General features: G+C 59.2%; 18 protein-coding genes. 12 read left to right on the top strand and 6 right to left on the bottom strand.

The features are described from left to right. Position 1 precedes the first annotated feature (1 nt). Complete coding sequence (gene cydC, locus QMG40_RS13150) at positions 2-3,409, top strand: thiol reductant ABC exporter subunit CydC (protein ID WP_283531519.1); 3,408 nt, start codon at positions 2-4, stop codon at positions 3,407-3,409. Positions 3,410-3,418: 9 nt separating this feature from the next. Continuing rightward, the gene (locus tag QMG40_RS13145) at positions 3,419-4,456 is read left to right on the top strand and encodes a GNAT family N-acetyltransferase (RefSeq protein ID WP_283531518.1); all 1,038 of its coding nucleotides are present in this window, start codon (positions 3,419-3,421) and stop codon (positions 4,454-4,456) included. Positions 4,457-4,476: 20 nt separating this feature from the next. Here the strand turns inward: QMG40_RS13145 and QMG40_RS13140 are convergent, their stop codons facing one another. Together QMG40_RS13140 and QMG40_RS13135 are read right to left on the bottom strand one after the other, a co-directional pair. After that, positions 4,477-4,995: a DinB family protein gene (locus QMG40_RS13140; protein ID WP_283531517.1), complete on the bottom strand. Its 519-nt coding sequence runs from the start codon at positions 4,993-4,995 to the stop codon at positions 4,477-4,479. Between the two features lie 70 nt (positions 4,996-5,065). Beyond that, positions 5,066-7,723, bottom strand: a complete 2,658-nt coding sequence (locus QMG40_RS13135; protein ID WP_283531516.1) for a DNA gyrase/topoisomerase IV subunit A — start codon at positions 7,721-7,723, stop codon at positions 5,066-5,068. Between the two features lie 84 nt (positions 7,724-7,807). Between QMG40_RS13135 and QMG40_RS13130 the strand changes: the two genes are divergently transcribed. From QMG40_RS13130 to QMG40_RS13120, 3 genes are read left to right on the top strand one after another with little or no spacing between them, the layout of a single operon-like run. Further along, a complete protein-coding gene (locus tag QMG40_RS13130) occupies positions 7,808-10,483 on the top strand; it encodes a bifunctional acetate--CoA ligase family protein/GNAT family N-acetyltransferase (protein ID WP_283531515.1) in 2,676 nt (891 codons plus the stop codon). Between the two features lie 28 nt (positions 10,484-10,511). After that, on the top strand, positions 10,512-11,201 hold the full coding sequence (locus QMG40_RS13125; protein ID WP_283531514.1) for a DUF5998 family protein: 690 nt from the start codon (positions 10,512-10,514) through the stop codon (positions 11,199-11,201). Positions 11,202-11,253: 52 nt separating this feature from the next. Beyond that, on the top strand, positions 11,254-12,432 hold the full coding sequence (locus tag QMG40_RS13120) for an alkaline phosphatase family protein (RefSeq protein ID WP_283531659.1): 1,179 nt from the start codon (positions 11,254-11,256) through the stop codon (positions 12,430-12,432). An 80-nt stretch (positions 12,433-12,512) separates the two neighbouring features. Here QMG40_RS13120 and sepH read toward each other — a convergent pair whose 3' ends face one another. Then, complete coding sequence (gene sepH, locus QMG40_RS13115) at positions 12,513-13,916, bottom strand: septation protein SepH (protein ID WP_283531513.1); 1,404 nt, start codon at positions 13,914-13,916, stop codon at positions 12,513-12,515. Between the two features lie 305 nt (positions 13,917-14,221). Here sepH and QMG40_RS13110 point away from each other — a divergent pair, with 305 nt between their 5' ends. Continuing rightward, positions 14,222-14,527, top strand: coding sequence for a DUF4193 family protein (locus tag QMG40_RS13110; RefSeq protein ID WP_283531512.1), 306 nt, complete (start codon positions 14,222-14,224; stop codon positions 14,525-14,527). Positions 14,528-14,549: 22 nt separating this feature from the next. On the opposite strand, the gene QMG40_RS13105 is transcribed toward QMG40_RS13110, so the two are convergent. After that, on the bottom strand, positions 14,550-15,068 hold the full coding sequence (locus QMG40_RS13105; RefSeq protein ID WP_283531511.1) for a DUF3093 domain-containing protein: 519 nt from the start codon (positions 15,066-15,068) through the stop codon (positions 14,550-14,552). A 123-nt stretch (positions 15,069-15,191) separates the two neighbouring features. On the opposite strand from QMG40_RS13105, the gene dut reads away from it, so the two are divergent. From dut to QMG40_RS13085, 4 genes are all read left to right on the top strand, one after another. Beyond that, a complete protein-coding gene (gene dut / locus QMG40_RS13100; protein ID WP_283531510.1) occupies positions 15,192-15,734 on the top strand; it encodes a dUTP diphosphatase in 543 nt (180 codons plus the stop codon). A gap of 68 nt (positions 15,735-15,802) precedes the next feature. Further along, complete coding sequence (locus QMG40_RS13095; protein WP_283531509.1) at positions 15,803-16,588, top strand: DUF3710 domain-containing protein; 786 nt, start codon at positions 15,803-15,805, stop codon at positions 16,586-16,588. Between the two features lie 11 nt (positions 16,589-16,599). Next, positions 16,600-16,929 (top strand): single stranded DNA-binding domain-containing protein, encoded by a 330-nt coding sequence (locus tag QMG40_RS13090; protein WP_283531508.1) that lies wholly within the window; start codon positions 16,600-16,602, stop codon positions 16,927-16,929. Beyond that, positions 16,930-17,646 carry a DUF3159 domain-containing protein gene (locus QMG40_RS13085; RefSeq protein WP_459253007.1) on the top strand — a complete coding sequence of 239 codons (717 nt, stop codon included), beginning with the start codon at positions 16,930-16,932 and terminating at the stop codon, positions 17,644-17,646. It begins immediately after the preceding gene. Positions 17,647-17,691: 45 nt separating this feature from the next. Here QMG40_RS13085 and QMG40_RS13080 read toward each other — a convergent pair whose 3' ends face one another. Beyond that, the gene (locus QMG40_RS13080) at positions 17,692-18,375 is read right to left on the bottom strand and encodes a potassium channel family protein (RefSeq protein ID WP_283531507.1); all 684 of its coding nucleotides are present in this window, start codon (positions 18,373-18,375) and stop codon (positions 17,692-17,694) included. Position 18,376: 1 nt separating this feature from the next. Further along, positions 18,377-19,048: a potassium channel family protein gene (locus QMG40_RS13075; protein ID WP_283531506.1), complete on the bottom strand. Its 672-nt coding sequence runs from the start codon at positions 19,046-19,048 to the stop codon at positions 18,377-18,379. A gap of 332 nt (positions 19,049-19,380) precedes the next feature. Here QMG40_RS13075 and QMG40_RS13070 point away from each other — a divergent pair, with 332 nt between their 5' ends. Continuing rightward, complete coding sequence (locus tag QMG40_RS13070; protein WP_283531505.1) at positions 19,381-21,351, top strand: APC family permease; 1,971 nt, start codon at positions 19,381-19,383, stop codon at positions 21,349-21,351. A gap of 5 nt (positions 21,352-21,356) precedes the next feature. Beyond that, positions 21,357-22,820 carry a class I SAM-dependent RNA methyltransferase gene (locus QMG40_RS13065; RefSeq protein ID WP_283531503.1) on the top strand — a complete coding sequence of 488 codons (1,464 nt, stop codon included), beginning with the start codon at positions 21,357-21,359 and terminating at the stop codon, positions 22,818-22,820. The last annotated feature ends 1 nt before the right edge of the window (position 22,821 follow it).

The raw sequence follows: 22,821 nt of genomic DNA, 5'->3' as shown, positions 1-22,821 counted from the left end.
CGTGAGTGTCCGTCCGGCGCTGCCCAAAGGCAAAGCAACTCAGGTGGCCCTAGCCGGGTTGGCCGGCCTTGCCGCCGTTAAGGCTGTTGCCTTGGTCCTGCTGATGGGTGCGCTGGCCCATGCTTTGGGGCAGTGGGCTGGCGGGGCAGCGATGGACGCGGTGAAATTGTTGGTGCAAGGAACTGTTGGTGCCTCTCTGATGGGTGCTGCTGTGTGGGGGCAGTCAATCATGGCTCGCCGTGCCGCTCTAGGTACCAAGGAGGAACTTCGTGGGCGGCTCATTGCGCATCGCTTGGGACACAGTTCCGGGACCCGAGGCGCGGTTGGGGCCGAGTCGATGTTGGCCAGTCGTGGGTTGGATGGTCTGGATAACTACTTCAGCACGTATCTGCCAGCGCTGGTGACATGCGCTGTGCTCCCGGTCATGGTGGGTCTGCAAATCCTCATCTCGGACTGGGTCAGTGCCCTCATTGTGGTCTTGACCGTGCCGCTGGTGCCCGTATTTATGATCCTGATAGGTTTTCACACCCAAGAGCGGGTTGCGCTGGCTGCTCGCGGACTGGATAAACTCTCCAACCATCTTTTGGAGCTCGCCCGCGGCTTGCCCGTCCTTGTGGGATTGCGGCGGGCACAAGCCCAACGCAAAGCCCTTTTTGACGTGTGTGAGGCATACCGTAAATCAACTATGGCAACCCTCCGGACGGCTTTTCTTTCCTCGATGGCGCTGGAACTGATTAGTACCATCTCCGTAGCGCTGGTGGCGGTATTTATCGGTGTACGGCTGGTTTACGGTGACTTAGCCTTGGAAGCTGGACTGCTTGCTTTGATGCTTGCCCCCGAATGTTTCAGACCGTTGCGCGACGTCGGTGCTGCCCACCACGGCAGTGAAGACGGTGTGGAGGCATTGGCCCGAGTCAATGAGATTCTTGCCAGCGCACCCGTGGAGGCCGTAACTTCGGCACACGCCCACGATGAGAGCGGGGGAACCGAAACCACTGCCCCTGTCCTGCTCGCTGACCGGCTGAGCCTCACGTATCCCGGACGCAGTGTGCCCGCGGTAAAGAGTTTCAGTGCCAGGCTCGACGCCGGTGCCGCCCTTGTGCTCGACACACCCAGTGGCAGCGGAAAGTCCACTATTCTTGCGGCTATTGCCGGCACGCTCCCGCTGGCGGCTGAAAGCGACAACGCCGCAAAGTTTCCCAAAGTTACTGGAAATCTCCAGCACTGCGCCCCCGACGCTTTGGTGTACGTTTCCCAGCACCCCGCCTTCACCGAGGAGAGCGTGCTTGCAGAAGTGGCCCTGTACTCTGCCGGTCCGCAGGGCCTTGAGACGAACACGGCCGTACTCATGAGCGCATTGGCCCAGGTCAATGCCGCACACTTGGCCCACCGAAGCGTGGTTGATTGCAGCCCCGGGGAGCTGCGCCGAGTCGCTGTTGCCCGTGCCTTGGGGCGCATAGCAACAGATCCTTCAGTGGAACTGGCACTCTTTGATGAACCCACCGCCCATCTTGATCCGGACTCTGCACATGCTGTACGCCAGGCGCTGAGCGGTCTCCACGGAACTGTGGCGCTCGTTGTAGCCAGCCACGATCCCGTGCTGGCCAAAACGATCGGTGCCAGGGCATCTTCAGCAGTACCGCCAGCCACAGAGTTACGCGGGGAAGAAACGGGGCCAGAGGCAGAGTTGGTGCCAGCTTCGGCAGGAGCGCAATCGGCAGCAGTTCTCAGTCCAGCGGCCAAGCTGTCCTGGCGCCATCTGAAGGCATTGCCACTCTTCTCACCACGATTTGCGGCCGGTGTTATTGTTTCTGCACTGGCCACGCTCAGCGCTGCGGCGCTGAGCGGAATTTCCGGCTGGCTCATTGTCTGGGCTGCCGATCAACCACCAATGCTGTATCTCATGACATTGATTGTGGGGGTGCGTACATTTGGGATCGCACGTTCGGTGCTGCGTTATTGCGAACGTCTTCTCACCCACGACGCCGTGTTCCGGTGGGCGAGTCAACTTCGCCTGAAACTGTGGGACTCCTTAGGTTCCTCCGTCCTGCACTGGGGAAAATTGACACGTTCAGGTGGAGCACTTGGAACACTTGTTGCTGATGTGGACGAATTACGGGATGCTGTGCCCCGTGCTGTGGTGCCGATCCCCGCCGCGATACTCTCCTACGCTGCCGTGCTGACAACTATTGTGATCCTTGTCCCCGAAGCTGCTGGAACGGTGATTGTTTTGGGTGTGCTTGCGCTGGTGGTATTACCGGTGGTGGTCCTTACCGCCCAACGCCGTGCCTCCGGTGCAGCTGCTGTGCACCGCGCCTGGCTCGCGGGACGGGTAACAACACTGTTTGCGGCAGCAGATCAGCTCGGTGCCAACGGTGTGGGCAGCCTGCAGGCTGCCCGTTTCAGCGCACAGGATGCCACAGTAGCCAAGCCCCTGCGGCGGTTGGCATGGTCTGACGGGTTAGGCCAAGGCGCGGTGTCGGTTTTGACGGCGCTAGCAGCAATTTCTGTAACGTACACAGCCATTGGTGCCGGCGTTGACCCGCGTGCCGCCGCTGTTGCGGCGTTGCTGATGCTGGCACTGTCTGAACCCTTAGGGCAATTTGTGGAGGCAGTCTCGGCACTGCCTGCGCTGACAGCCCTGATGCAGCGGACACTGCCGCTGCTGGATGCACCCACCACCGTGTTTCACGCACGGGGCCCAATTTCAACATCGGATCAGGCTGCAACAGAGGCAGTTGAAGTGATTGCACTTGATAGCGTCACCGCCAGGTATCCGGGCATGGCTGAGCCGGTTTTCAGCAACGTCAGCGGTGGTACGCGGCGTGGACAGTGGTGGAGCGTCAGCGGCCCCTCAGGGGCTGGGAAGTCAACCCTTTTGGCAGTGCTGCTGGGATTCTTGCCACCGGAACGTGGCTCCTACCTACTAAATAGCCAGCCGCCAACGGATCAGACGTTGAGCCGGATCTCGTGGTGCCCGCAGGACTCCTACCTGTTCAATTCCACGGTGCGCGCGAACCTTGCCATTGCTCAACCCGCACAAAACCCGCCCACGGAAACTGAGTTGGAGTTGGCGCTTACAACCGTGGGTCTTGGACCGTGGCTGGCCGAGTTGCCTTTGGGCCTGGACACGCGGGTGGGGCCAGGCGGACATCACCTCTCCGGCGGGCAGCGAACCCGCATGTCGGTGGCTCGAACGCTGGTGGCCGGAGCCGACGTGGTACTTCTTGATGAGCCCACCGCCCACTTGGGCGTCGATGAGGCAGCCGGGCTTATTCACGATCTGCGGGGAGCACTTGCGCACGCAGCCGTGGTGCTTGTCACGCACGACGCCGAACTTGCCGCGGCAGGGGATACTTGCCTCCGCTTGGGGGAGGCAAAAGTGGAAGCTGGTGCCACCGGGCTTTAGGGTGGAGAGATGATTCACAAGCGCACTATAGAGTCCCCATCTCCTAACGCTCCGGCAGCTGCTGGCTCCTTGGCCATCGCCGACTCACTGCCCACGGCTGAGGGGTTGGTGTTCCGGCCCTTGTGCGTTGATGATGTTGACGCGTGGCTGGAATTGATAAAACGCATTGCGGCGTTTGAAAAAGCACCGTCGTATACGCAGCATTCTGTATTATTGGCAAGCTTTTCAGACACCGTGAACCCGGTGCGGGACAATTCCATAGTAGGTATCGATGGACACGGGGAACTACGCGCATTCGGGCGGGTGCTGAAGAACCGGGCCGGTGAAAAAGCGTACGTGTTGGGTGGAGTTGATCCTCTCTGGCAACGCCGTGGTGTGGGTACGGCTGTTTTGGCGTGGCAAGAGAGCGTTGTGGCTGCACGTTTCCTAGCCGACGGTCAGTTCCCTGTTAAAGCGCGGAACTACGTTGAAGAGGACAACCCGGCGCTGCAGGCCCTCTTGGCCGGGACGGGGTACTCTTTGGTGCGCTACTACTCGGAGATGTTACGTTCGCTGGAGCAACTCCCTGCTGTGCCGACCCCTGTGGGAATATCCATTGTCCCGTTGACACCGCAGCTCAGTGAGGCTGTCAGAGTTGCCCACAACGACGCCTTCGTTGACCATTGGGGATCCGAGCCGCGCAGCCCGGAGCAGTGGGAGATCTTCATGAGCCATGAACATTTGCGAACGGAGTTATCGGCTGTGGCAATCGATAGCTTGAACGGAGCGGTGGCTGGGTATCAGCTGGCCTCTGTTGATCCTGGGAAGCAGGCCCAAAACGGCCGCCGGGAAGGCTACACAGAACTGCTGGGTGTGCCCCGCAGGTGGCGGGGCCGTGGCATCGCCCCGGCGCTGCTCTCCGACGCCATGGCACGTTTTGCGGCAGCCGGACTAGATCACGCCAGCCTGGATGTGGACACCGAAAATCCCACTGGAGCCTCGCGGCTGTACAAAGACATGGGTTACTCTCCGCAGCGCCAAAGCATGGCCTGGGAGAAACTGCTCTAAGGGCCCGGAAGCAACCGGCGCTATGCGTCAACGTCGTGCAGGTGATGGACCACATCATGCATGAAATAGCCCGTGAGCGTCTTCACGGTGAAGGAAGATCCGTTGCTGCGTAGTCCTCGGCGCTCCCATTGCTCTAGACTCACAGCGCCGAAAGCGGCTGCCGCATCAAGACCGTTTTGTACCAATTCTTGGGCCACTTCCGCAGGATCCAGCTGTGAGTAGCCACCCTCCAGGGCAGCCTGATCCTGGTCCCAGTCAGCAAATGTGGGGTTGTCCTGGCTGAGCATCAGCTCCAAACGGGCCGCAAATACACCAAAGACGTCCCGAATATGTGCACCGTATTCAAGCACCGACCACGTGTCCGGGTTTGGGCGTTCGCCAACATCAGGGCGCCGCAAAGCATTTTGCCATCGCGGCAGTACCGCCGGCAACATGGTGGCCGCCGAACCGGGCGTGGCCTTGGCTGCGTTGAAACCGCACTCCGGGCACGTTTGCGCAAGAACCCAGGTCCAGTCTTTGTTATCGGCGGTGATAGGCATGGGGTTAGTCTATGCCGGTGCGGCTCCAACCAGGCAAGCGGTTGACAGGGTCGAAGAAGGCGGGGAATATCTACTCCAGCTCCAGCTCAAATGCTTCTTGTGTGGTGTCCGGGATGGGTGTTGACTCAGCGCCCGGTGCCACAGGTTTTTTGGCAGTCACAGCCGCGAACCTCTGCCCCTCGGTCGAGATTGGAGATAATGGACTCTGAGCATCCGCACCCTCACCGGAATCATCCCGGGAATCATCGCGGGAGAGACTTGGACCCACAAAGTCAATGGCGGCGCTGAGGGGCACCCCTGAACCATCACGGTTGCCATGCTCAACTGGCAGTGCCCGGGCCACCCCGGAGGAAGTTGAGGCCTTGGGCGGGCCATGACCGGCCCAGGACACGAATAATTTATCTTCACCCTTGAGGAAGCGGTGTGCCCGCACCCCTCCGGTGGCCCTACCCTTGTGCGGGTATTGCGAAAGTGCTGTGACCTTTGCAGAGCCCGACGGCGTTCCCGGCAGGGCTTCTTGTCCGCCTGAAACCGTCACGACAACAGCATCGGGGTCGGCCGGGGAGACAACGCTAAAGGAGAGCACCACATCTCCTGCCCCCAGTTTGATACCTGCCATACCGCCGGCCGTGCGGCCTTGCGGACGGACCATAGCGGCACTGTACCGAAGCAATTGGGCATCCTGGGTGATGAACACAAGATCGTCGTCGTCCGTGGCAACGCCCGCACCCACCACAAAATCCTTGGGCTTAAGGGAGATAAACTCCCAATCATCCCGGTTCAAGGGGTACTCGGGGATAACCCGCTTAACTACTCCGGCGGCTGTTCCCACAGCAAACACACTGCTCAGCGGCACAAACCCAACAAGAGTTTCGCCCTTGGTCAGCGTAATGAAGTCCTTGGCACCCACACCACCGGCCAGGTTCGGCAGGGCAGCAGTGGGCGGCAGGACGGGCATGTCCACCACTTGCAGGCGCAGCATCCGGCCCAGCGAGGTCAGCGCACCGACCTCGGCCCGGGCAGTGGTTTTCAGGACGGACGTGAAGACGTCATGTTTGCTGCGGCTGCCGGATTCCACGAGCGGCTCGGCGCTGGTGGTGCGGGCAATCTGACCGGTGGCGCTCAGCAGCACCCAGCAGGGGTCATCGGCGATTTCCAGGGCCAGCGGGACAAGCTTGCCGGCCTTGCCGCCAGGACCGCCCGCCAGGGCCTTCGCCACCGATGGCGCCATGGCCTCGGACTCCAACAAGACGGTGCGGCGCGGGGTGGCGTACTTGGCTGCCACCTCGCCCATCTCGTCGGAGACGAGCTGGTGGAGCATTTCCTGCGAGCCGAGAATAGCTTCCAAGGCTGCAATCGCGCGGCGCAGCTCATCGCGTTCGGCTTCCAACTCCACCATGGAGAAACGGGTCAGTCGGCGCAGCTGCAGGTCAAGAATGTAGTTGGTCTGGATCTCGGAGAGGTCGTAGATGGCCATGAGCCGTTCCCGGGCGGCAGCCACCTCATCCGAGGTGCGGATGATCTGGATGACCTCGTCGATGTCCACGATGGCGATGAGCATGCCCTCAACCAGGTGCAGGCGATCCTGCTTCTTGCCCAGGCGGAACGCGGTGCGGCGCCGGACCACATCAATGCGGTGGTCCACAAAGACCTGCAGCAGTGGCAGCAGACCCAGCGTTTGAGGCTGCCCGTCCACGAGGCACACGTTGTTGATGCCGAACGACTCCTCCAGCGGTGTGTATCGGTAGAGCTGTTCCATGACGGCGGCCGGGTTGAAGCCGTTCTTGATTTCAATGACAAGGCGCAGACCGTGCTTGCGGTCGGAGAGGTCGATGAAGTCGGCAACACCGACCACCTTGTTGGCATTGCGGGCGTCCTTGAGCTTCTCCTTCACCTTCTCCGGCCCCACCAGGTACGGCAGCTCGGTTACCACCAGGCCCACCTTGCGCGGGGAGAGCTGTTCAACAGCCATCTTGGCCCGCGTCTTGAAGGAGCCGCGCCCGCCGGCATAGGCGTCGCGAATGCCCTGCAGGCCCACGATCCGCCCCCCGGAGGGCAGGTCCGGGCCCGGCACATACGCCATGATGTCCTCCAGTGTGGCGTCCGGGTTGGCAATCAGGTGCTGGGCGGCGGCAATGACTTCGCCCAGGTTGTGCGGGGCCATGTTGGTGGCCATACCGACGGCGATACCGCTGGCCCCGTTGACCAGCAGGTTCGGGTACGCGGCCGGCAACACAGAGGGCTGCATCATCTGGTTGTCATAGTTGGGCACAAAGTCCACAACATTTTCATCCAAGCTGCTGGTCAACTCCAGCGCCGCGGCGGCCAGCCGGGCCTCGGTATAACGGGGGGCGGCGGGTCCGTCGTCGAGCGAGCCAAAGTTGCCGTGCCCGTCAATGAGAGGCAGGCGCAGCGTCCAGTCCTGGGCCATGCGCACCATTGTGTCGTAAATGGCCGTATCGCCGTGCGGGTGCAGCTTGCCCATGACCTCGCCCACCACGCGGGCGCTTTTGACATGGCCGCGCTCCGGGCGCAGCCCCATCTCCGCCATCATGTACAGGATGCGCCGCTGCACTGGTTTGAGACCGTCCCTGGCATCAGGGAGTGCACGCGAATAAATCACCGAATAGGCGTATTCCAGGAATGAGCCTTCCATCTCGCTGGAAACATCAATATCAACGATGTTTTCGGTGAAATCATCGGCTGCGGGAGGTTGGCGCTTGGCCATGGTGGCTGTGGTTCCTTTTCTGCAAGGGGGTGTTGCGGGCTGGCATGCACGCCAAAAGGCGCATCATGTCGGTACAGTGATTCTATGGTGAAGCCAGAGCTCGCGCCCGAATATCCGGCCTATTGGGAAGCCGATGTTGTTCTCCGTGACGGTGGGACAGGGCATTTACGCCCAATGACCGCCGCAGATGCTGAGGCTGTACAAGTTTTTCATATGGCCCAATCACAAAATTCCATCTATTTACGCTTCTTTACTTATAAATCCAAGCTCACGGCCAAGGAACTGCGTCGTTTCACCGAGCTTGACTACCGTAACCGTGTGGCGTTTGTCATAACCCACGGGGAGGAGATCATCGGGATTGGCCGTTATGACAGGCTGGATGACCCCACTGAGGCCGAGGTGGCCTTCAATGTATCCGATGCACACCAGGGCCGTGGTGTGGGGTCCATCCTCCTAGAACACCTCGCCGTAGCGGCCAGAGAGAACGGTATTGGGAGGTTCTCGGCAGAGGTTCTGCCGGAGAACCGGAAAATGATCCAAGTATTTTCCGATGCGGGCTATGAGGTCCATAGGCGTTTCGATGATGGTGTCATCTCATTGCACTTTGATATTGATCCCACGGAGAAGTCCAGGGCCGTCATGGAATCTCGGGAGCACCGTGCTGAGGCCCGCAGCGTTGCAGGACTTGTGGCCCCTGCCTCGATTGCCGTGATAGGTGCCAGCAGGGAGTGGGGCAGCGTTGGCCAGCAACTCTTGGAACACGTGATTGAAGGGAAGTTCACCGGCTCCGTGTATGCCGTGAACCGGGAGGCGCTGGAAGTCTCAGGCATGATGCCCTACGACAGCATTGGCCAAGTGCCGGCGCCGGTTGATCTGGCCATCATTGCCGTGCCGTACGACCGCGTGCCAGCAGTGGTGGAGCAGTGTGGGAAGGCTGGGGTGAAGGGGCTGGTCATTGCCACAGCAGGATTTGCCGACGACGGCGAACGTGGCCTGGTGCGGCAGCGCGCTTTAGTCCGTCAAGCCAGGGCCAATGGCATGCGGTTGGTGGGGCCGGCGTCGTTGGGATTGGCCAATACCGACCCGGAGGTTTCACTCAATGCCTCCATGGCCCCGGCGTTGCCAAAACAGGGTGGGTTGGGTATTTTCAGCCAGTCAGCAGCTTTGGGAGTTTCCCTTTTCGCTGCCATGAGCCGTCGCGAAATCGGCATGTCAACAGTGCTCTCAGCCGGAAACCGCGCAGACGTTTCAGGCAATGACATGATGCAGTTTTGGGAGGATGACCCCAACACCACTGCCTGTGGCCTGTACTTGGAATCGATTGGAAACCCGCGTAAATTTTCCCGTATTTCTCGCCGCCTTGCCCGTAGCAAACCTGTGATCGTGGCCAAGTCAGATTCCATGGGCTTGCGGCTTCCGCCAGGGCATACCGTGCGCACAACTGCGGCCCCGCCGGGGGCCTTGGATGCGATGCTGCGCCAATCCGGAGTCCTCCGTGTGAATACCATTGAAGAGCTTTCCGACGTAGCCCAAATTGTTGTGGGGCAACCACTGCCCAAGGGTCCGGGCCTGGCTATCATCGGCAACTCTGATGCCATGGGTTCCGTGGTGGCGGACGCCGCAGAACAGCATGGATTGAGAGTGGCGGCCATGTCCTCGAACCTGTTCCTAGACACAGGACAGTCCAAGGCGCTGCCGCTGCTCAAGCGCACTGTTCTGGCGGCACTGGGTGAAGTGGGGGTGGACTCTGCCATTGTGACGTTGCTGCCGGTGGTTGGGCTCACAGTTGAGAACATTGCCAAGACTTTGCAGGCGTGTTCCAAGGAGACCGGCAAGCCCGTCCTGGCAGTCTTTACCGGGATTGTTGAATTGAGCGTTCACGTGAATCGACAAATGTCCCACGACCTGCCGGCATTTTCAAGTGCGGGGGCTGCGATCGCGGCGTTGGCGGCAGTGACACGTTACGCGCACTGGCTCACACTTGAGTCCCCTGTCTTTGAGGCACCGACAGGGGTCAACCCGAAAGCGGTGGAAAAATTACTTGACACGTGGCTAGAAGATGTAGAGGGTGACTCTCTTGTCACCCTCACTCCGGCCCGGGCCCGGGAGGTGCTGGGACATTACGGCATCGAGGTTTTGGAGTCAGTGGCATTTGGCAGTGATGACGAAGCCGTGGCTGCGGGGCAACGTCTGGGTTGGCCGGTAGCCATTAAAACCATTGACCCAAGTTTGCGTCACCGCCTGGATCTAGGTGGTGTCCGTATCAATATAGAAAATGCGGACTCCCTGCGACGCAATATTATCCAAATGCGAAAGTTCCTCAAACCGTATGGTGACAAAGAACTAGAAGTGCAGTCCATGGCCGAGGTGGGCCCCTCGTGCACCTTGCGCGCCATTGAAGATCCGCTCCTGGGACCGGTTGTCTCCTTCGGCCTCTCCGGTGATGCGGTGAACCTACTGGATGACTGGGCGCACCGGGTGCCACCGTTGTCCTTGGGTGACACCGCTGAATTGGTGCGCTCCCCGAGGGCCGCAGTGAAGCTCTTTGGCTATGAAGGCCTGCCGGCCGGCAACGTCAGTGCGCTTGAGGATTTGGTGGCCAGAGTCGCCATGCTCAAGGATGAACACCCTGAAGTGGCTTTCATTGAATTCAAACCAATTCTTGTGGGCCCCACAACCGTGACTGTGCTTGCCGTGGATCTGCGCATCGGTAACCCCGCTCAACGAACCGACAGCGCGCGGCGCGCCATGATCTCTTGATTGGCAACACTGCCGCCAAAGTGCGAAAATGGTGTCCATGAACAGCTTCGGAGCCGGTGCCTCGGCCAACACCAAGGGCCGTGATTTGGAATCTGCACTCCAGCGGTCAGGTTTTTATCCCCGTCTTGTTGCCGATGTGGTTAACGATGCCTTGGATGGCCAAGAGAGCCTGTCCCATCTTGTGCACCTCGAAACACACTTTGACCGCACTGAGGTCCAGCGGCACATCACTGTGCTTGTGCTGACCTCAGAGATGCTGGTGATCACCCATGTTGACGATCATCAGCTAGATGAGACGGGCGAGCAGATGGTGGCGCAGGTGTCCACAGAATCTGTTCCCGTCAGCCAGATCAAGTCGGTAGTGCTCAGCTATATGTTCTCCCAACCTCAGGATTACAAGCCTTCCGATCCGGCCCGTGAACTCACCTTGTCCATCGCCTGGTCTGGTGGGCAGCGCGTGGAGATGGGTCCGGCGTCGTGCGGGGACCCCAGCTGCGATGCCGACCACGGCTACTCCGGAACGATCGCCCAAGAAGACATTGCCTTGCGTATTAGCGCAGAGGCGGAAGGGTTGCAGGCAGTTGTTGATGCCAAGGCCTTCGCTCGTGCCCTGCGTGCGGCCAACACGGGAACAATTCCCGCCACTCACACCGAGTTGGGTGCCACGAAGTTTCCGGCCTTCGGTGCACGGTTGGGACGCTCCCATTACCGCCGATAACCTCACAGCCTCAAGCGAAGGGCTACGGGAGCCAGCCGCACTGGCACCTGCGTTGCCTGCGGGGCCGGCATACGGCAAGTCAAGCATTGGTGATGTATTTGGCAGTGCAGCCGCGGCGCTCGGGGCAACGGGTTTTTCCAACGTCCTGAACTTGCCGGCTGCACCACGGATTTGTATTGTCCTTGTTGATGGACTGGGCAAGGCGCTACTCAAGCAGCGGTCCGCTCACGCGCCGTTCTTACGTTCAGTGATGGCCAACGATTCGCAAGGGGACCATCCGCGCACACTTCACGCAGCCTTCCCCAGCACCACGGCAACCTCCCTCACCTCGTTGGGGACAGGTGCGGTACCCGGGCAACACGGCATGGTGGGTTATGACGTGCTAGATCCACGGCAGGACAAGGTGGTGAATCTGCTGGGGAATTGGAACGGCGGTGTCGACCCGCTGAAGTGGCAAACCTGTCCCACAGTGTTTGAACGGCTCGCGGACACGGTACCAACAACAACTGTGAGCCTGCCACAATTTGCCAACTCGGCGATGACCCGTGCTGCCCTTCGAGGCAGCGAGTTTAGGCCAGCGGTCTCTGTTCATGCGCGCGTGGAACAAGCAGTTGCCGCTTTGGGGGCCTCTCCCACATCGCTTGTCTACCTGTACTGGAGCGAACTGGACAAGGCCGGGCATAGCCATGGATCAGACTCCGCACAGTGGGAACGGCAGTTAGAGGAGCTCGACGCCGGCATGAAGCGGCTGGCTGCAACAGCACCATCGAACACCTTGATCCTGCTGACAGCAGACCACGGGATGGTGGATATTCCGCGTTCTGCCCGCATAGATTTCTCCGTTTTTCCGGAACTGATTGCAGGGGTCAGGCACACCGGTGGTGAACCGCGGATGGTCCACCTGTATTTGGAGCCCGATGCCAGTGCGAGCACTCGCGCGGACCTGATGTCTGCGTGGTTTGAGAGATTTGGTAAGAAGGCCTGGGTTCTGAGTCGTGAACAGGCTATTGCTGCTGGCTACTTTGGTGAAGTCAGCGAATCAGTGCGTCCCCGCATCGGTGACGTACTGATTCTGGCAAGGGAGTCGGTGGCATTCTACGACCTGCGCCGCGTGCGCGCACAAGCCATGGATGTGGTTGGCCAACACGGCTCCATCACTAAAGCTGAACGAGAAGTCCCACTATTGCGGATCCCCGTGACGGCGAAGAGCCCCAAAGCTAAACGGCGCTAAATCAAGCACTGGCTGCAACGCCGCTTCGCGACACTAAGTCCCACTTTATCTGGGTGAACCCCTGGAGACTGCGGCGAGTATTAGTCTCCTTTGGTGCCGAAGACTATTTCATCCCAGCTGGGCACGCTTGAGCGTTTGGGCTTGGCCGCTGCTTTCCGCTCCAGGCGCTCTGCTACTTCACTGTCGCTTGGACCGTCGTCATCGTGTGGATTGCTGCTGTCCGTATTGGGGTTGTTGGATCCGCTGGAGTCGCTGTCCGGCTCTGGAGCTGGTTCTGTCACCGGCCTGGCCGTGCTGGGTGCGGCAGGAGTAGCAGTGAGTGGCTCCCCAGAGAGAACCACTTCCCGAGTTTCACTGGAGACTTCAGAAACACTGCCCACGGTATCCAAGTGGTGCTCGTCGTGATCGGCCAGACGGGGAGCCAATTTCAAAAAAGGGATGCCACGAAGCCGGTCCCTGGCTCCTGCTGACTTCTGCGGACCAGCGGGTTCCGCATCGCTGTGTTCTTCGTTAGCAGCGTTCTCTTCGGTCTCAGTTTCCTCAGACCCGGCGCCATATAGAGACTCATCACGGGGGTGGGCACCTGGTACGTGCGTGCCGAGCATTGCTGCTAGTTCGTCGTCACCATCTTCGTCCAGGCCCAAACGTACGCCACGGCGTGAACGGAGCATGTCAAGGATGCCGCGGCCCGGGAACTGGTCTTCTTCAGGTGCCTCGTGCGCGCTTGCCTGCTCACCATCACCGGAACGCTGCTCATCAGCGGCAGCTTCGTTCGGAATTTCACCCGCGGTGTCCGCTTCAACATCAAAAGGTTTGTCTATAACCGCGCTGAGCCGGCGTTCCGGAACGGGACTGTCAAGAGGCTCAAGTTCACTGAGTTGTTGTGCCCAACGGTTAGCGTTGTGCAGGTCTTTACGGCTTGCATGGAAACGCCATAAGGCCGGGGGAGCTTCACCAATACTGTTCGCAGCCCAATGAGTGCCGGGTTCAAAAGTGGCGCTGATGGTCCAGGCGCCTGCGTGTTCACGCCACGCGTCCCAACGCAGTGACTTAGTATCAATACCAAAAGCGGTCAAGCGGTGCCTGACCATCTCCTCCAGCGTTGCGGCACTGTTCCCGAAGGCTGACTTGTAGCCTTCGGTGTGGGGGCTCTCTGTTCCAACTTGCACTTTGCGAGCCTGGCTGGCGATGTATTCGCGCTCAGCAAGAACCGGGCCCTCGTACCTGCGAACCTGTTCCAGGCTCAGGCCTGATTGCTCAACAACTTCGGCAGCGTTGGAGCCGGCCCGAATCATGGATTGAATTTCCCGTGGTGACATCCGGGTTCCCGATGGTTGTGCAGTCCTGGTTGAACGATGCGGGGTTTTGCCTACAGCAGTACGCAGTGCCTCATCAAGGGGAAGCAGGTAGTTATTTCCATCGGGACCACTGAGAAGCAAGTGTCCGCCGTCGTCGTGGACACCCACCAGCCGCAGATCAGCCATGCCGTCCTCCCAAAAGGTCTTCTAGTTCACTTCGAAACTTTGCCACCGATACCCACGTTTTCCTACTACCGACGTAGGCGTGGCGTGAGATGGGTTGGAAAAAGTTGCTATTCTCACTCTGCTCCGGCAGGGGAAGCACGGAACGGAGGTGTGGGCAGTAGCGAAGCGGGCACCATTGTGTTCCCCTAGCTTAAGCCTGTTGCGAACTTGACGCTCGCTATTCCGCAGCACAGTGGTTTGCGCTTTATGGTGTTGGCAGTATTACAACTCGCCCGTGTAAGGCAGCGATTTTAAGGATGTCACTAATGAGTTCCGGCTATCACCGCACCCGACCCGCACCCACGTCTTCGGGGGTTGCACTTGCCAGCAATGTTGTTGGCAAACAGGTGCCAGGAGTGTTCAAGGACGCGCTCATTGACTTGGCGGACACTGAGCGTGCCGAGGGCTATGAACTGCCGGGCGGGCAATTGCCCCTTGATGAGTTGGCCGTGGAAATTCTCAGCGAACAGGTTGATGAATTTACCTGCGGTTCATGCTTCCTTGTCCGCCACCGTTCCCAGCTGGTGCGGGAAACAAACTCGCTGGGTTACTGCAGCGATTGCGAGAACTAGCCGCAAGGAATCATAGTGACGGTCAGAGATCCGGGTTTGCATCCTCAATCGTGGAAGCGTTCTTGTGCACCGCCCCGCCCAGGGCTGCGCTCAAATGCTCAGGATTGCGTGAGGACGTGAGCCAGTACGGGGTCCTGTCCGTTGAGTCGGTGATTTCAATCTTCACAACAGGTCCGATCCAGCCGCGAATACACAGGTAGGCAAGCCCATTGAGCTTGATGCCGCGCTGTTCGGTTGCCTGCTCGCCGTGGTAGTAGCTCACTGCGCCAATGTACTGGCGTTCAATCTGTGCCCGGCCCACTTGTAACGTTTCATCAGTCACCCGAATGGTGGGAGTGGAAGCAATCAGCAGTGCCGACTGGGCTATGAGCAGAACAAAAAAGGCGATGTAGCCGGCGGTGGGACTGATGGGAATAAAAATCAGGATCCCAGCTCCTGAGAGACCAAGCACAATCACCCATCCCCAAAAATTGGGCCAGAGCTTCTCGGTGTAGTTGGCCGTCGAGGGGGACGTTGCGCCCTGGGGCGATGGTGTTGACATGGGAACAGCTTTTCATCTTTTGTCCAGCATTTCACCTTGGGGCCTGCTGGTGAGTATGAAAGCTATGAAAGCTATGAAAGCTATGAAAGCACTGAACCAAGGTTCGCGATAGAGTGTGCTGTTGTGAGCCAACAGACTTTTCCCGCAGATCCGCTGAATCAACTTCCCGAGCATGGGCAAGTAACCCTGAGCGTGCAGCTGTGCATGCTCGACGCCGGGATTGAACCGCCCAGCTACGCCCACCCCGGCGATGCTGGAGCAGACCTGCGTACACGTATTGACCTTGTGTTGGCCCCGGGGGAGCGCGCACTTGTACCCACGGGGGTGAGCATCGCCTTGCCGTTTGGGTTCGTGGCGCTGATCCATCCGCGCTCCGGTCTGGCGACCAAGGCTGGCCTGACCATTGTCAATAGCCCCGGCACAGTTGACGCCGGATACCGCGGTGAGCTTTCCGTGACGCTACTGAACACCGACTCCCGCCATTCCATCTCTTTGTCCCGAGGCGATAGAATTGCGCAAATGGTGATTCAGCGCGTTGAATGCGCTGAGTTCGTTGTGGTGGATCAGTTACCTGACTCGGTGCGCGGAACGGGTGGCTTTGGTTCCACCGGCGGTTTTTCTTCGCCTACACCTGCGGGCGCCACACCAGGGCACGGCAAAGATTAAGTACTGCACGGGCTAAACATGGCCTCCAACACCTACCGTTTCATCATCTATAAGGAGTTTTTAATCCCATGGCTTTTGGGTTCGGTAAGAAAAAGAAGAACGGCTCAGATGAGCCAGTTGCAAGTACAAGCGGCAGTGTTGATATTGACGACGCCGGCGCAGTGTCGCAAGGCTCAGCCTTGTTGAGCCTGCCACCAGATCCCGCAGATACCGTCTACGACCGCGCGCTCCATGGTCCTTTGGATGATTCTGAGATAGAAAACACCGATGGCTACGTTGACTTGGGTGCGCTTTTGATCACTCCACGCGAAGGATTGTCCTTGCGCCTGGAGGTTGAGGAAAGCACCTCACGCGTCATAGCTGTAACGCTTGACCTCAATGGCTCAAGCTTGCAGTTGCAGGCGTTTGCAGCGTCCCGCTCGGAACAGCTGTGGCGTGACATCCGTGAGCAGATCGGCCTGTCCGTGGGCTCTCAAGGCGGCGAGATCGAGATTGTTGACGGCACGTTCGGCAAGGAAGTTCTTGCCAAGGTTCCAGCCCAGGGTGCCGATGGCAGCAAGGGCTTCCGGGTTGCTAGGTTCATTGGCATTGACGGCCCGCGGTGGTTCTTGCGCGGTGTGTTGGGCGGTAACGCCGCTGTTGACGCGGAAGCTGCGGCTGAACTAGAGGATTTGTTCCGCGGTGTGGTGGTGCTTCGCGGCGAAACGCCGTTACCACCACGAGACTTGCTGCTGCTGCGCCTGCCCAAGGATGCGGTTACTGGCCCTGAAGGTGGAGTAGCTGCCGATCAAGGGGCGCCAGCCCAAGGTGGGGAACCGTTTAGTCGAGGCCCTGAAATTACCGCGATAGGTTAACCTTGGGAGCCATGCAGCAAGGCGATTGGCATGAGCCCGTGGCCATCAGCGAGTTGTCCCCGCGGGGCCGGGCAGTGTGCGCCGGGGCCATTGATGCCGTCACGATTTTACCGGCATCGGTGGCCCCGTCTTACACGGCTATTCTCACGGATAGGGAGTGGCAACGCGGCCCGCACAATGATGGCAACCATCGTTTGCGACTGGTCTGGATTGGACGACGGCGGGTGCCCGGCATCGTTGCCGGCACCCGCTTGCGCGTAGAAGGCATGGTCTCGCTCCGTGATGGACTACCTACCATGTACAACCCTCGTTACGAGATCATTGGAACCCAGGAGAGCTAATTGAGCCCCGAAGAAAACGTGCCTGCGGAAAAACCCAACGGAAATTTTTCTCAGATAGCCCACGAAATGGCTGCCAAGAATCCTCTTGTTCGCAAAGAAAATGGTCACATTGACCTGTTGGCCGCCGCCGGGGGAGTACGCGGCATTGCCGAGAGCATTCTCCCCGGGCTGGTCTTCTTAGTTGCGTTCACACTCACCCGAAACCTGAGCATCGCCCTGGTGGGTTCCGTTGTCATGGCTGCGGTTTTTTTGATTCTTCGGCTCATCCAGCGCACACCGTTGACCCAGGCGCTGGCCGGGATTGCCGGGGTCGCGCTGTCAGCGTTTCTGGCGATGCAAACAGGGAAAGCTGAGAACTTTTATCTCATCGGGTTCCTGACCAATGCCGCCTATATTTTGGCCATGGTTGTCTCGATCGCTGTGCGTTGGCCCGTCTTGGGATTACTGTTTGGATATGCCCGGAACGAAGGTGTGCGCTGGCGGGTCCAGCCTGAGCGGATGCGTGCTTACCGGGTTGCCACATGGATTCTGGTGGGTGTCATGGCTGCCCGGTTGCTGGTGCAGTTGCCGCTGTACCTGAGCGAGCAGGTTGATGCATTGGGCGCTATGCGCCTGATTATGGGTGTGCCGCTTTATGCTTTCGGGCTGTGGATTGCCTGGCTCGTTAGCCGTCCCGTACAGGACGTCCAGAGGGCTGAAGACCCCCAAAACTTGTAGTTGGGATACTCCGGCCAGCCGAGAGCGCACGCCTGGGAAGTTCCCCTAGACGGGGTTATCCGAAAGGGGTTTGTTGGGGCAGAGCAGACTGCGCAAATTATGCTCCGCGGCAATTGTTGTGATGAAGAAGAGCTCGTCACCGGCCTCAATGACGTCATCAGGACTGGGTGTGATAGGTGCCTCGTCACGCAAAATAGCAACGAGTGTTGCGTCTTGTGGCCAGCCGATAACGCCCACTGTTTGGCCAATGACATGCGCTTCTGAAGGCACCGTGAATCCCACCAAAGATGCCGCCCCAGCTTGTAGAGTCAGCAGGCGGATCAGATCACCGATCTCAACGGCCTCTTCAACCAGGGCCGTCATGAGTCGTGGTGTGTTGACAGCAACGTCCACGCCCCAGGAGTCATCAAACATCCAGTCATTCTTGGGATTGTTCACCCGGCCAACTGTGCGCCCTACACCAAACTCTGACTTCGCTAGCAGTGAGACCACCAGATTGACCTTGTCATCACCCGTGGCTGAGACAACCACATCGGCCTCTTCTAGTTTTGCTTCACGTAATGTACTGATCTCACAAGCATCACCCACCAGCCATCGGGCACCGCGCAGACCGCTCTTTCCGATAACTTCCGGATTGGGGTCGATCAGAAGCGTTTCGTGCCCGTTGGAGAGCAACTCCTTGGCAATTGAACAACCCACACTGCCTGCTCCGACAATGACTACCAGCATGCTAAATCTCCTTTACAGGTGCGGCAGCGAGAACTCGCGTCACTTCGCTTGACTGCGCACTGACAATCATGGCGTGCACAATATCGCCTTGTTGGTAGCTTGTATCTGCTCCCGGCAGCATGCCTTCACCAAAACGGGTCAAGTAAGCCACCCGCACGCGGGCAGCACGTTCAATATCCAAAATGTGATGCCCAATCCACCCCTGATGCAAAGTGAGCTCGCTTAAGAGCAGACGCCCCGACGGTTCCCGGAAGTCTCCCTTGATAGCTGTTTCGGGGAGGATGCGTCGCAGTACCTGATCGGCACTCCAACGCACTGCGGCCACTGTGGGGATACCTAAACGCTGGTAGATTTCTGCTCGGCCGGGATCGTAAATTCGTGCAACGACGTGCTCAACATGGAAAGTTTCGCGTGCCACCCTGGTGGCAAGAATATTGGAGTTGTCCCCACTGGAGACAGCAGCGAAAGCATACGCATGTTCAATGTCGGCCTGCTTCAACGTATCTTGATCGAAACCCACTCCGGTGATCTTCCGCCCACCAAAACCAGTACGCAGTCGCCTGAAGGCTCGCTCGTCCTGGTCAATAATTGCCACCGAGTGTCCGGAGTCCTCTAAGGTGTGAGCCAATGTTGCGCCAACACGGCCGCAGCCCATGATCACAAAATGTGCCACTGATGCTCCTCATCCTCCCGGCCCGGCGGCAAGAGCACCGGTGCCGCAACTGGTGCCGCATGCTTTGGCATGCGGTGCGGGTACTAATTTCACGTTGTCAAGGTGCCAAAGGTCAAGTCGTGACCGATTGCGGGCCCTGAAAGTGCTTGCCTCCAGTGTGCCACGCAGAAGAGGCGTCCCAGCAATGGCACGTGCGCTGCATTCCGGGCCAGCACACGCCAGCACACGCTGCCGAACACAGTCCATGCCGCAGTTCAGAAAGCAGCACTCGAGAACGCACCTCAGAACCGTGCACCACACGTGTAGGACCCGGTGGTGCTAGCGTTACCCGCGTGCTGAATTTCTTCAACGCGTTTAAGCGCGTCCTAGTGGGGCGTCCGTTCCGTACCGACAAACTTGCCCATACGCTGCTGCCTAAACGTATCGCTTTGCCTGTCTTCGCCTCAGATGCCTTGTCGTCAGTGGCCTATGCTCCTGATGAGATCCTGCTGACGCTGGCCCTGGCAGGTGTTGCAGCTGTGTCGCTTTCGCCTTGGGTGGGTCTGGCCGTCATGGTTGTACTGCTCACAGTGGTGGCCTCCTACCGCCAGAACGTGCATGCGTACCCCTCAGGCGGTGGCGACTATGAGATTGCCACGGTGAACCTGGGCAAGAGTGCTGGGTTGACAGTGGCTTCAGCCCTGATGGTTGACTACGTTCTGACCGTGGCAGTGTCCATGTCTTCGGCAGCCAATTACCTGGCCACAGCCATTCCCGGTTGGCATGGCGCCCAAGCTGTGATCGCCGTCGTCGGTGTCATTATCTTGGCTCTTGTGAACCTGCGCGGCATCAAGGAAGCTGGCACGGTGTTTGCTGTGCCCACCTACATTTTCATGTTCGCGATCTTCGCTATGACAGCCGCCGGGATATTTCAGGCAGCTTCCGGGAACTTGGGACGGGCTCCGTCGGCAGACTTTGAGATTGTTCCCGAGGCGGCCTTTAATCAGGGTCTGGTGGGCTTGGCAGGGGCTTTCCTACTCCTGCGCGCGTTCTCCTCTGGAGCGGCCGCGCTGACAGGTGTTGAGGCCATCAGCAACGGAGTGCCGAACTTCCGCAAACCCAAGAGCAAGAATGCCGCCACAACCCTGCTGCTACTGGGCGCCATCGCCGCCGGCATGATGGCAAGCATCCTTTTCCTTGCCAACGCCACGGGTGTACACATTGTGGCTGACCCGCACACCGAATTCCTTGTCAACGGTGTTGCGCCACCTGCCGATTACGTACAAAATCCGTCGATTAGTCAGATAGCCTCAACAATATTTGGTGCGGGTTCGATCCCGTTTTTCATCATTGTGGCCGCCACCGGAACCATCTTGGTGTTTGCCTCAAACACAGCCTTCAATGGCTTCCCAGTGCTGGCCTCCATCTTGGCTAAAGATGGCTATTTGCCACGCCAGCTGCGCACCCGCGGAGACCGGCTGGCTTTCAGTAACGGGGTCCTGCTGCTAGCGGCAGGAGCCTTGGTGCTGATCATTGCCTTCGACGCCGATGTCACCCGCCTGATCCAGCTCTACATTGTGGGAGTATTTATCTCCTTCACGGCAAGCCAGCTGGGGATGGTGCGGCACTGGAGCCGGGAACTGCTCAAGGTAAAGGACAAGCCCTTACGGTTCCGCATGATGCGTTCTCGGGTCATCAACACGGTGGGCTTCTGCATGACCCTGACGGTGCTACTGATTGTGCTGGTCACCAAATTTGAGCAGGGAGCCTGGATTGCGTTGCTCGCCATGGCAGTGCTTTTCGTCATCATGTGGGGAATCCGTTCCCACTATGACAACGTTGCAAAAGAACTGGCCGTGGAGACCGATTCGGCTGTCAAGGCTCTGCCTGCCCGCATCCACGCCGTGATCTTGGTCTCCCACGTGCGCAAGCCAGTTATGCGCGCCATCGCCTTTGCGCGGGCGTCCCGGCCCTCAACGCTGGAAGCAATCACAGTTGATCTGGACTCAGCAGAGACGCAGCAAACCCTTGCGGATTGGGAGAGGCTGAGCATCCCGGTACCGTTGACTGTGTTAGCGAGTCCGTACAGGGAAACGTTGACACCGCTGATCAACCACATCAAGGCTATGCGTAGGGACTCCCCACGTGACTTGATTGTGGTGTACATCCCGGAATACGTGGTGGGCAAATGGTGGGAGCAGCTGGTGCACAACCAGACGGCCCTGCGCATTAAGACGCGGCTGCATTTTGAACCCGGAGTAGTGGTTGCCAGTGTACCTTGGCAGCTAAAGTCCTCCACTGACGCGAAGAAATACCAGGAATAGAGCATATGAACGAGCCAATCAGCATCTCCCGTCCCGGCGCCACCCCCCGCCTCGTTGTGAGCGTGGGGCCTGTTGCACACGGCGGGCACTGCGTTGCCCGACATGACGGCCGCGTCATTTTTGTTCGCCATGCCATCCCTGGGGAAACAGTGGAAATTTCTCTCACGGAGCACGAGGACGACGCCAAGTTCTGGCGTGCCGATGTCACTGGCGTCGTGGAAGCATCCCCAGAGCGTGTGGAGCATTTCTGGGACGAAGCTGATTCGCTGAAGACGGCAACCCGCCACACAGCACCAGTGGGCGGCGCCGAATTTGGGCACATAACTCGCGCTGGCCAACTTAAAATGAAGACCGCGGTTGTCCGCGAGCAGCTTGAACGCTTAGGCGGGGTGCCCGCGCAGAGACTTGATGCCCTCTTTGGTGCCGGAGTTGAAGACGTTGATCAGAAGGGCACACAGTCAGAGCGGGCCGGACTTGATTGGCGCACCCGTGTTGGCTTTGCCGTGACGCCATCAGGAAAGCTGGGCATGCACGCCCACCGCTCGCACACCATCGTGCCCATCCAGGAAATGCCCCTCGCAGTGCCGGCTGTGAATGCGCTGCGCCTGTGGGAGATCGACTTCACGGGTATTGAGCGTGTGGAAGTTGCGGCTCCTGCAAACAACTCGGGTGTTTTGGTTCTCTTGGCACCCGTTTTTGGTCTGAGCGATAAAGCCTCCGGTGCCGCAGTTAAACGCGTGGCCCGTGTTCTGGCAGCGCTGGAAACACCGCCGTCGGTGGCGCGCTGGAATCCTGAAAACAGTGCCATAGAGGTGATCAACGGCCGCGGTTGGGTCAAAGAGACTACTGATGACCATGAATTCCGGGTTACCGGTGATGGCTTCTGGCAGATCCACCGCAACGCCCCAAAAGTTTTGACCGACGCAGTTCTGGGCGCACTTTTGCAAGGCGGTCATCTGAACGATGGCGCTGACGTGGCGGATCTCTACGCAGGGGCCGGGCTGTTCACTGCACCGCTGGCTGATGCTGTAGGCCCCGAAGGCAGTGTCCTGTCGGTGGAAGGTTCCATGGGAACCAGCCGTGACGCGCGCAAGAACCTGCATGCAAGCGAGCAGGTTGAAATCCTGCAAGGGCGGGTGGAAAAAATTCTTGGCACCGCCTCTCGCTCCTCTCAAACCGCAGCCGGACAGCGGCGCCGCTTTAACGCCGTCGTGCTTGATCCGCCCCGAGCGGGAGCAGGAAAAGCTGTAGTGCGGGCGCTGGTGGCCACATCGCCGTCGGCCATTGCTTACGTATCCTGCGACCCGGCAGCGTTCGCCAGAGACGTGAAGTACTTCGCCAACGCCGGCTGGCAGATTGAAAAATTGCGTGCCTTTGACCTGTACCCGCACACGCACCATGTGGAAACGGTAGCCATCCTCGTTCCGGGCACGCCAACACCCGCTGCGGAAGCATCCAGCACGGACTAGG

The organism is Arthrobacter antibioticus, assembly GCF_030063205.1.
Taxonomy (GTDB): Bacteria; Actinomycetota; Actinomycetes; order Actinomycetales; family Micrococcaceae; genus Specibacter.
This window is presented reverse-complemented; position numbering and strand designations above follow the sequence as displayed.

Excerpts from the sequence above, each read along its gene's own strand:
- QMG40_RS13095 (WP_283531509.1), top strand. The coding sequence starts at position 15,803 with ATGGCTTTTGGGTTCGGTAAGAAAAAGAAGAACGGCTCAGATGAGCCA.
- QMG40_RS13135 (WP_283531516.1), bottom strand. The coding sequence starts at position 7,723 with ATGGCCAAGCGCCAACCTCCCGCAGCCGATGATTTCACCGAAAACATC.
- QMG40_RS13110 (WP_283531512.1), top strand. The coding sequence starts at position 14,222 with ATGAGTTCCGGCTATCACCGCACCCGACCCGCACCCACGTCTTCGGGG.
- QMG40_RS13140 (WP_283531517.1), bottom strand. The coding sequence starts at position 4,995 with ATGCCTATCACCGCCGATAACAAAGACTGGACCTGGGTTCTTGCGCAA.
- QMG40_RS13080 (WP_283531507.1), bottom strand. The coding sequence starts at position 18,375 with ATGCTGGTAGTCATTGTCGGAGCAGGCAGTGTGGGTTGTTCAATTGCC.
- QMG40_RS13145 (WP_283531518.1), top strand. The coding sequence starts at position 3,419 with ATGATTCACAAGCGCACTATAGAGTCCCCATCTCCTAACGCTCCGGCA.
- QMG40_RS13105 (WP_283531511.1), bottom strand. The coding sequence starts at position 15,068 with ATGTCAACACCATCGCCCCAGGGCGCAACGTCCCCCTCGACGGCCAAC.
- QMG40_RS13125 (WP_283531514.1), top strand. The coding sequence starts at position 10,512 with ATGGTGTCCATGAACAGCTTCGGAGCCGGTGCCTCGGCCAACACCAAG.
- QMG40_RS13065 (WP_283531503.1), top strand. The coding sequence starts at position 21,357 with ATGAACGAGCCAATCAGCATCTCCCGTCCCGGCGCCACCCCCCGCCTC.
- sepH (WP_283531513.1), bottom strand. The coding sequence starts at position 13,916 with ATGGCTGATCTGCGGCTGGTGGGTGTCCACGACGACGGCGGACACTTG.
- QMG40_RS13090 (WP_283531508.1), top strand. The coding sequence starts at position 16,600 with ATGCAGCAAGGCGATTGGCATGAGCCCGTGGCCATCAGCGAGTTGTCC.
- QMG40_RS13130 (WP_283531515.1), top strand. The coding sequence starts at position 7,808 with ATGGTGAAGCCAGAGCTCGCGCCCGAATATCCGGCCTATTGGGAAGCC.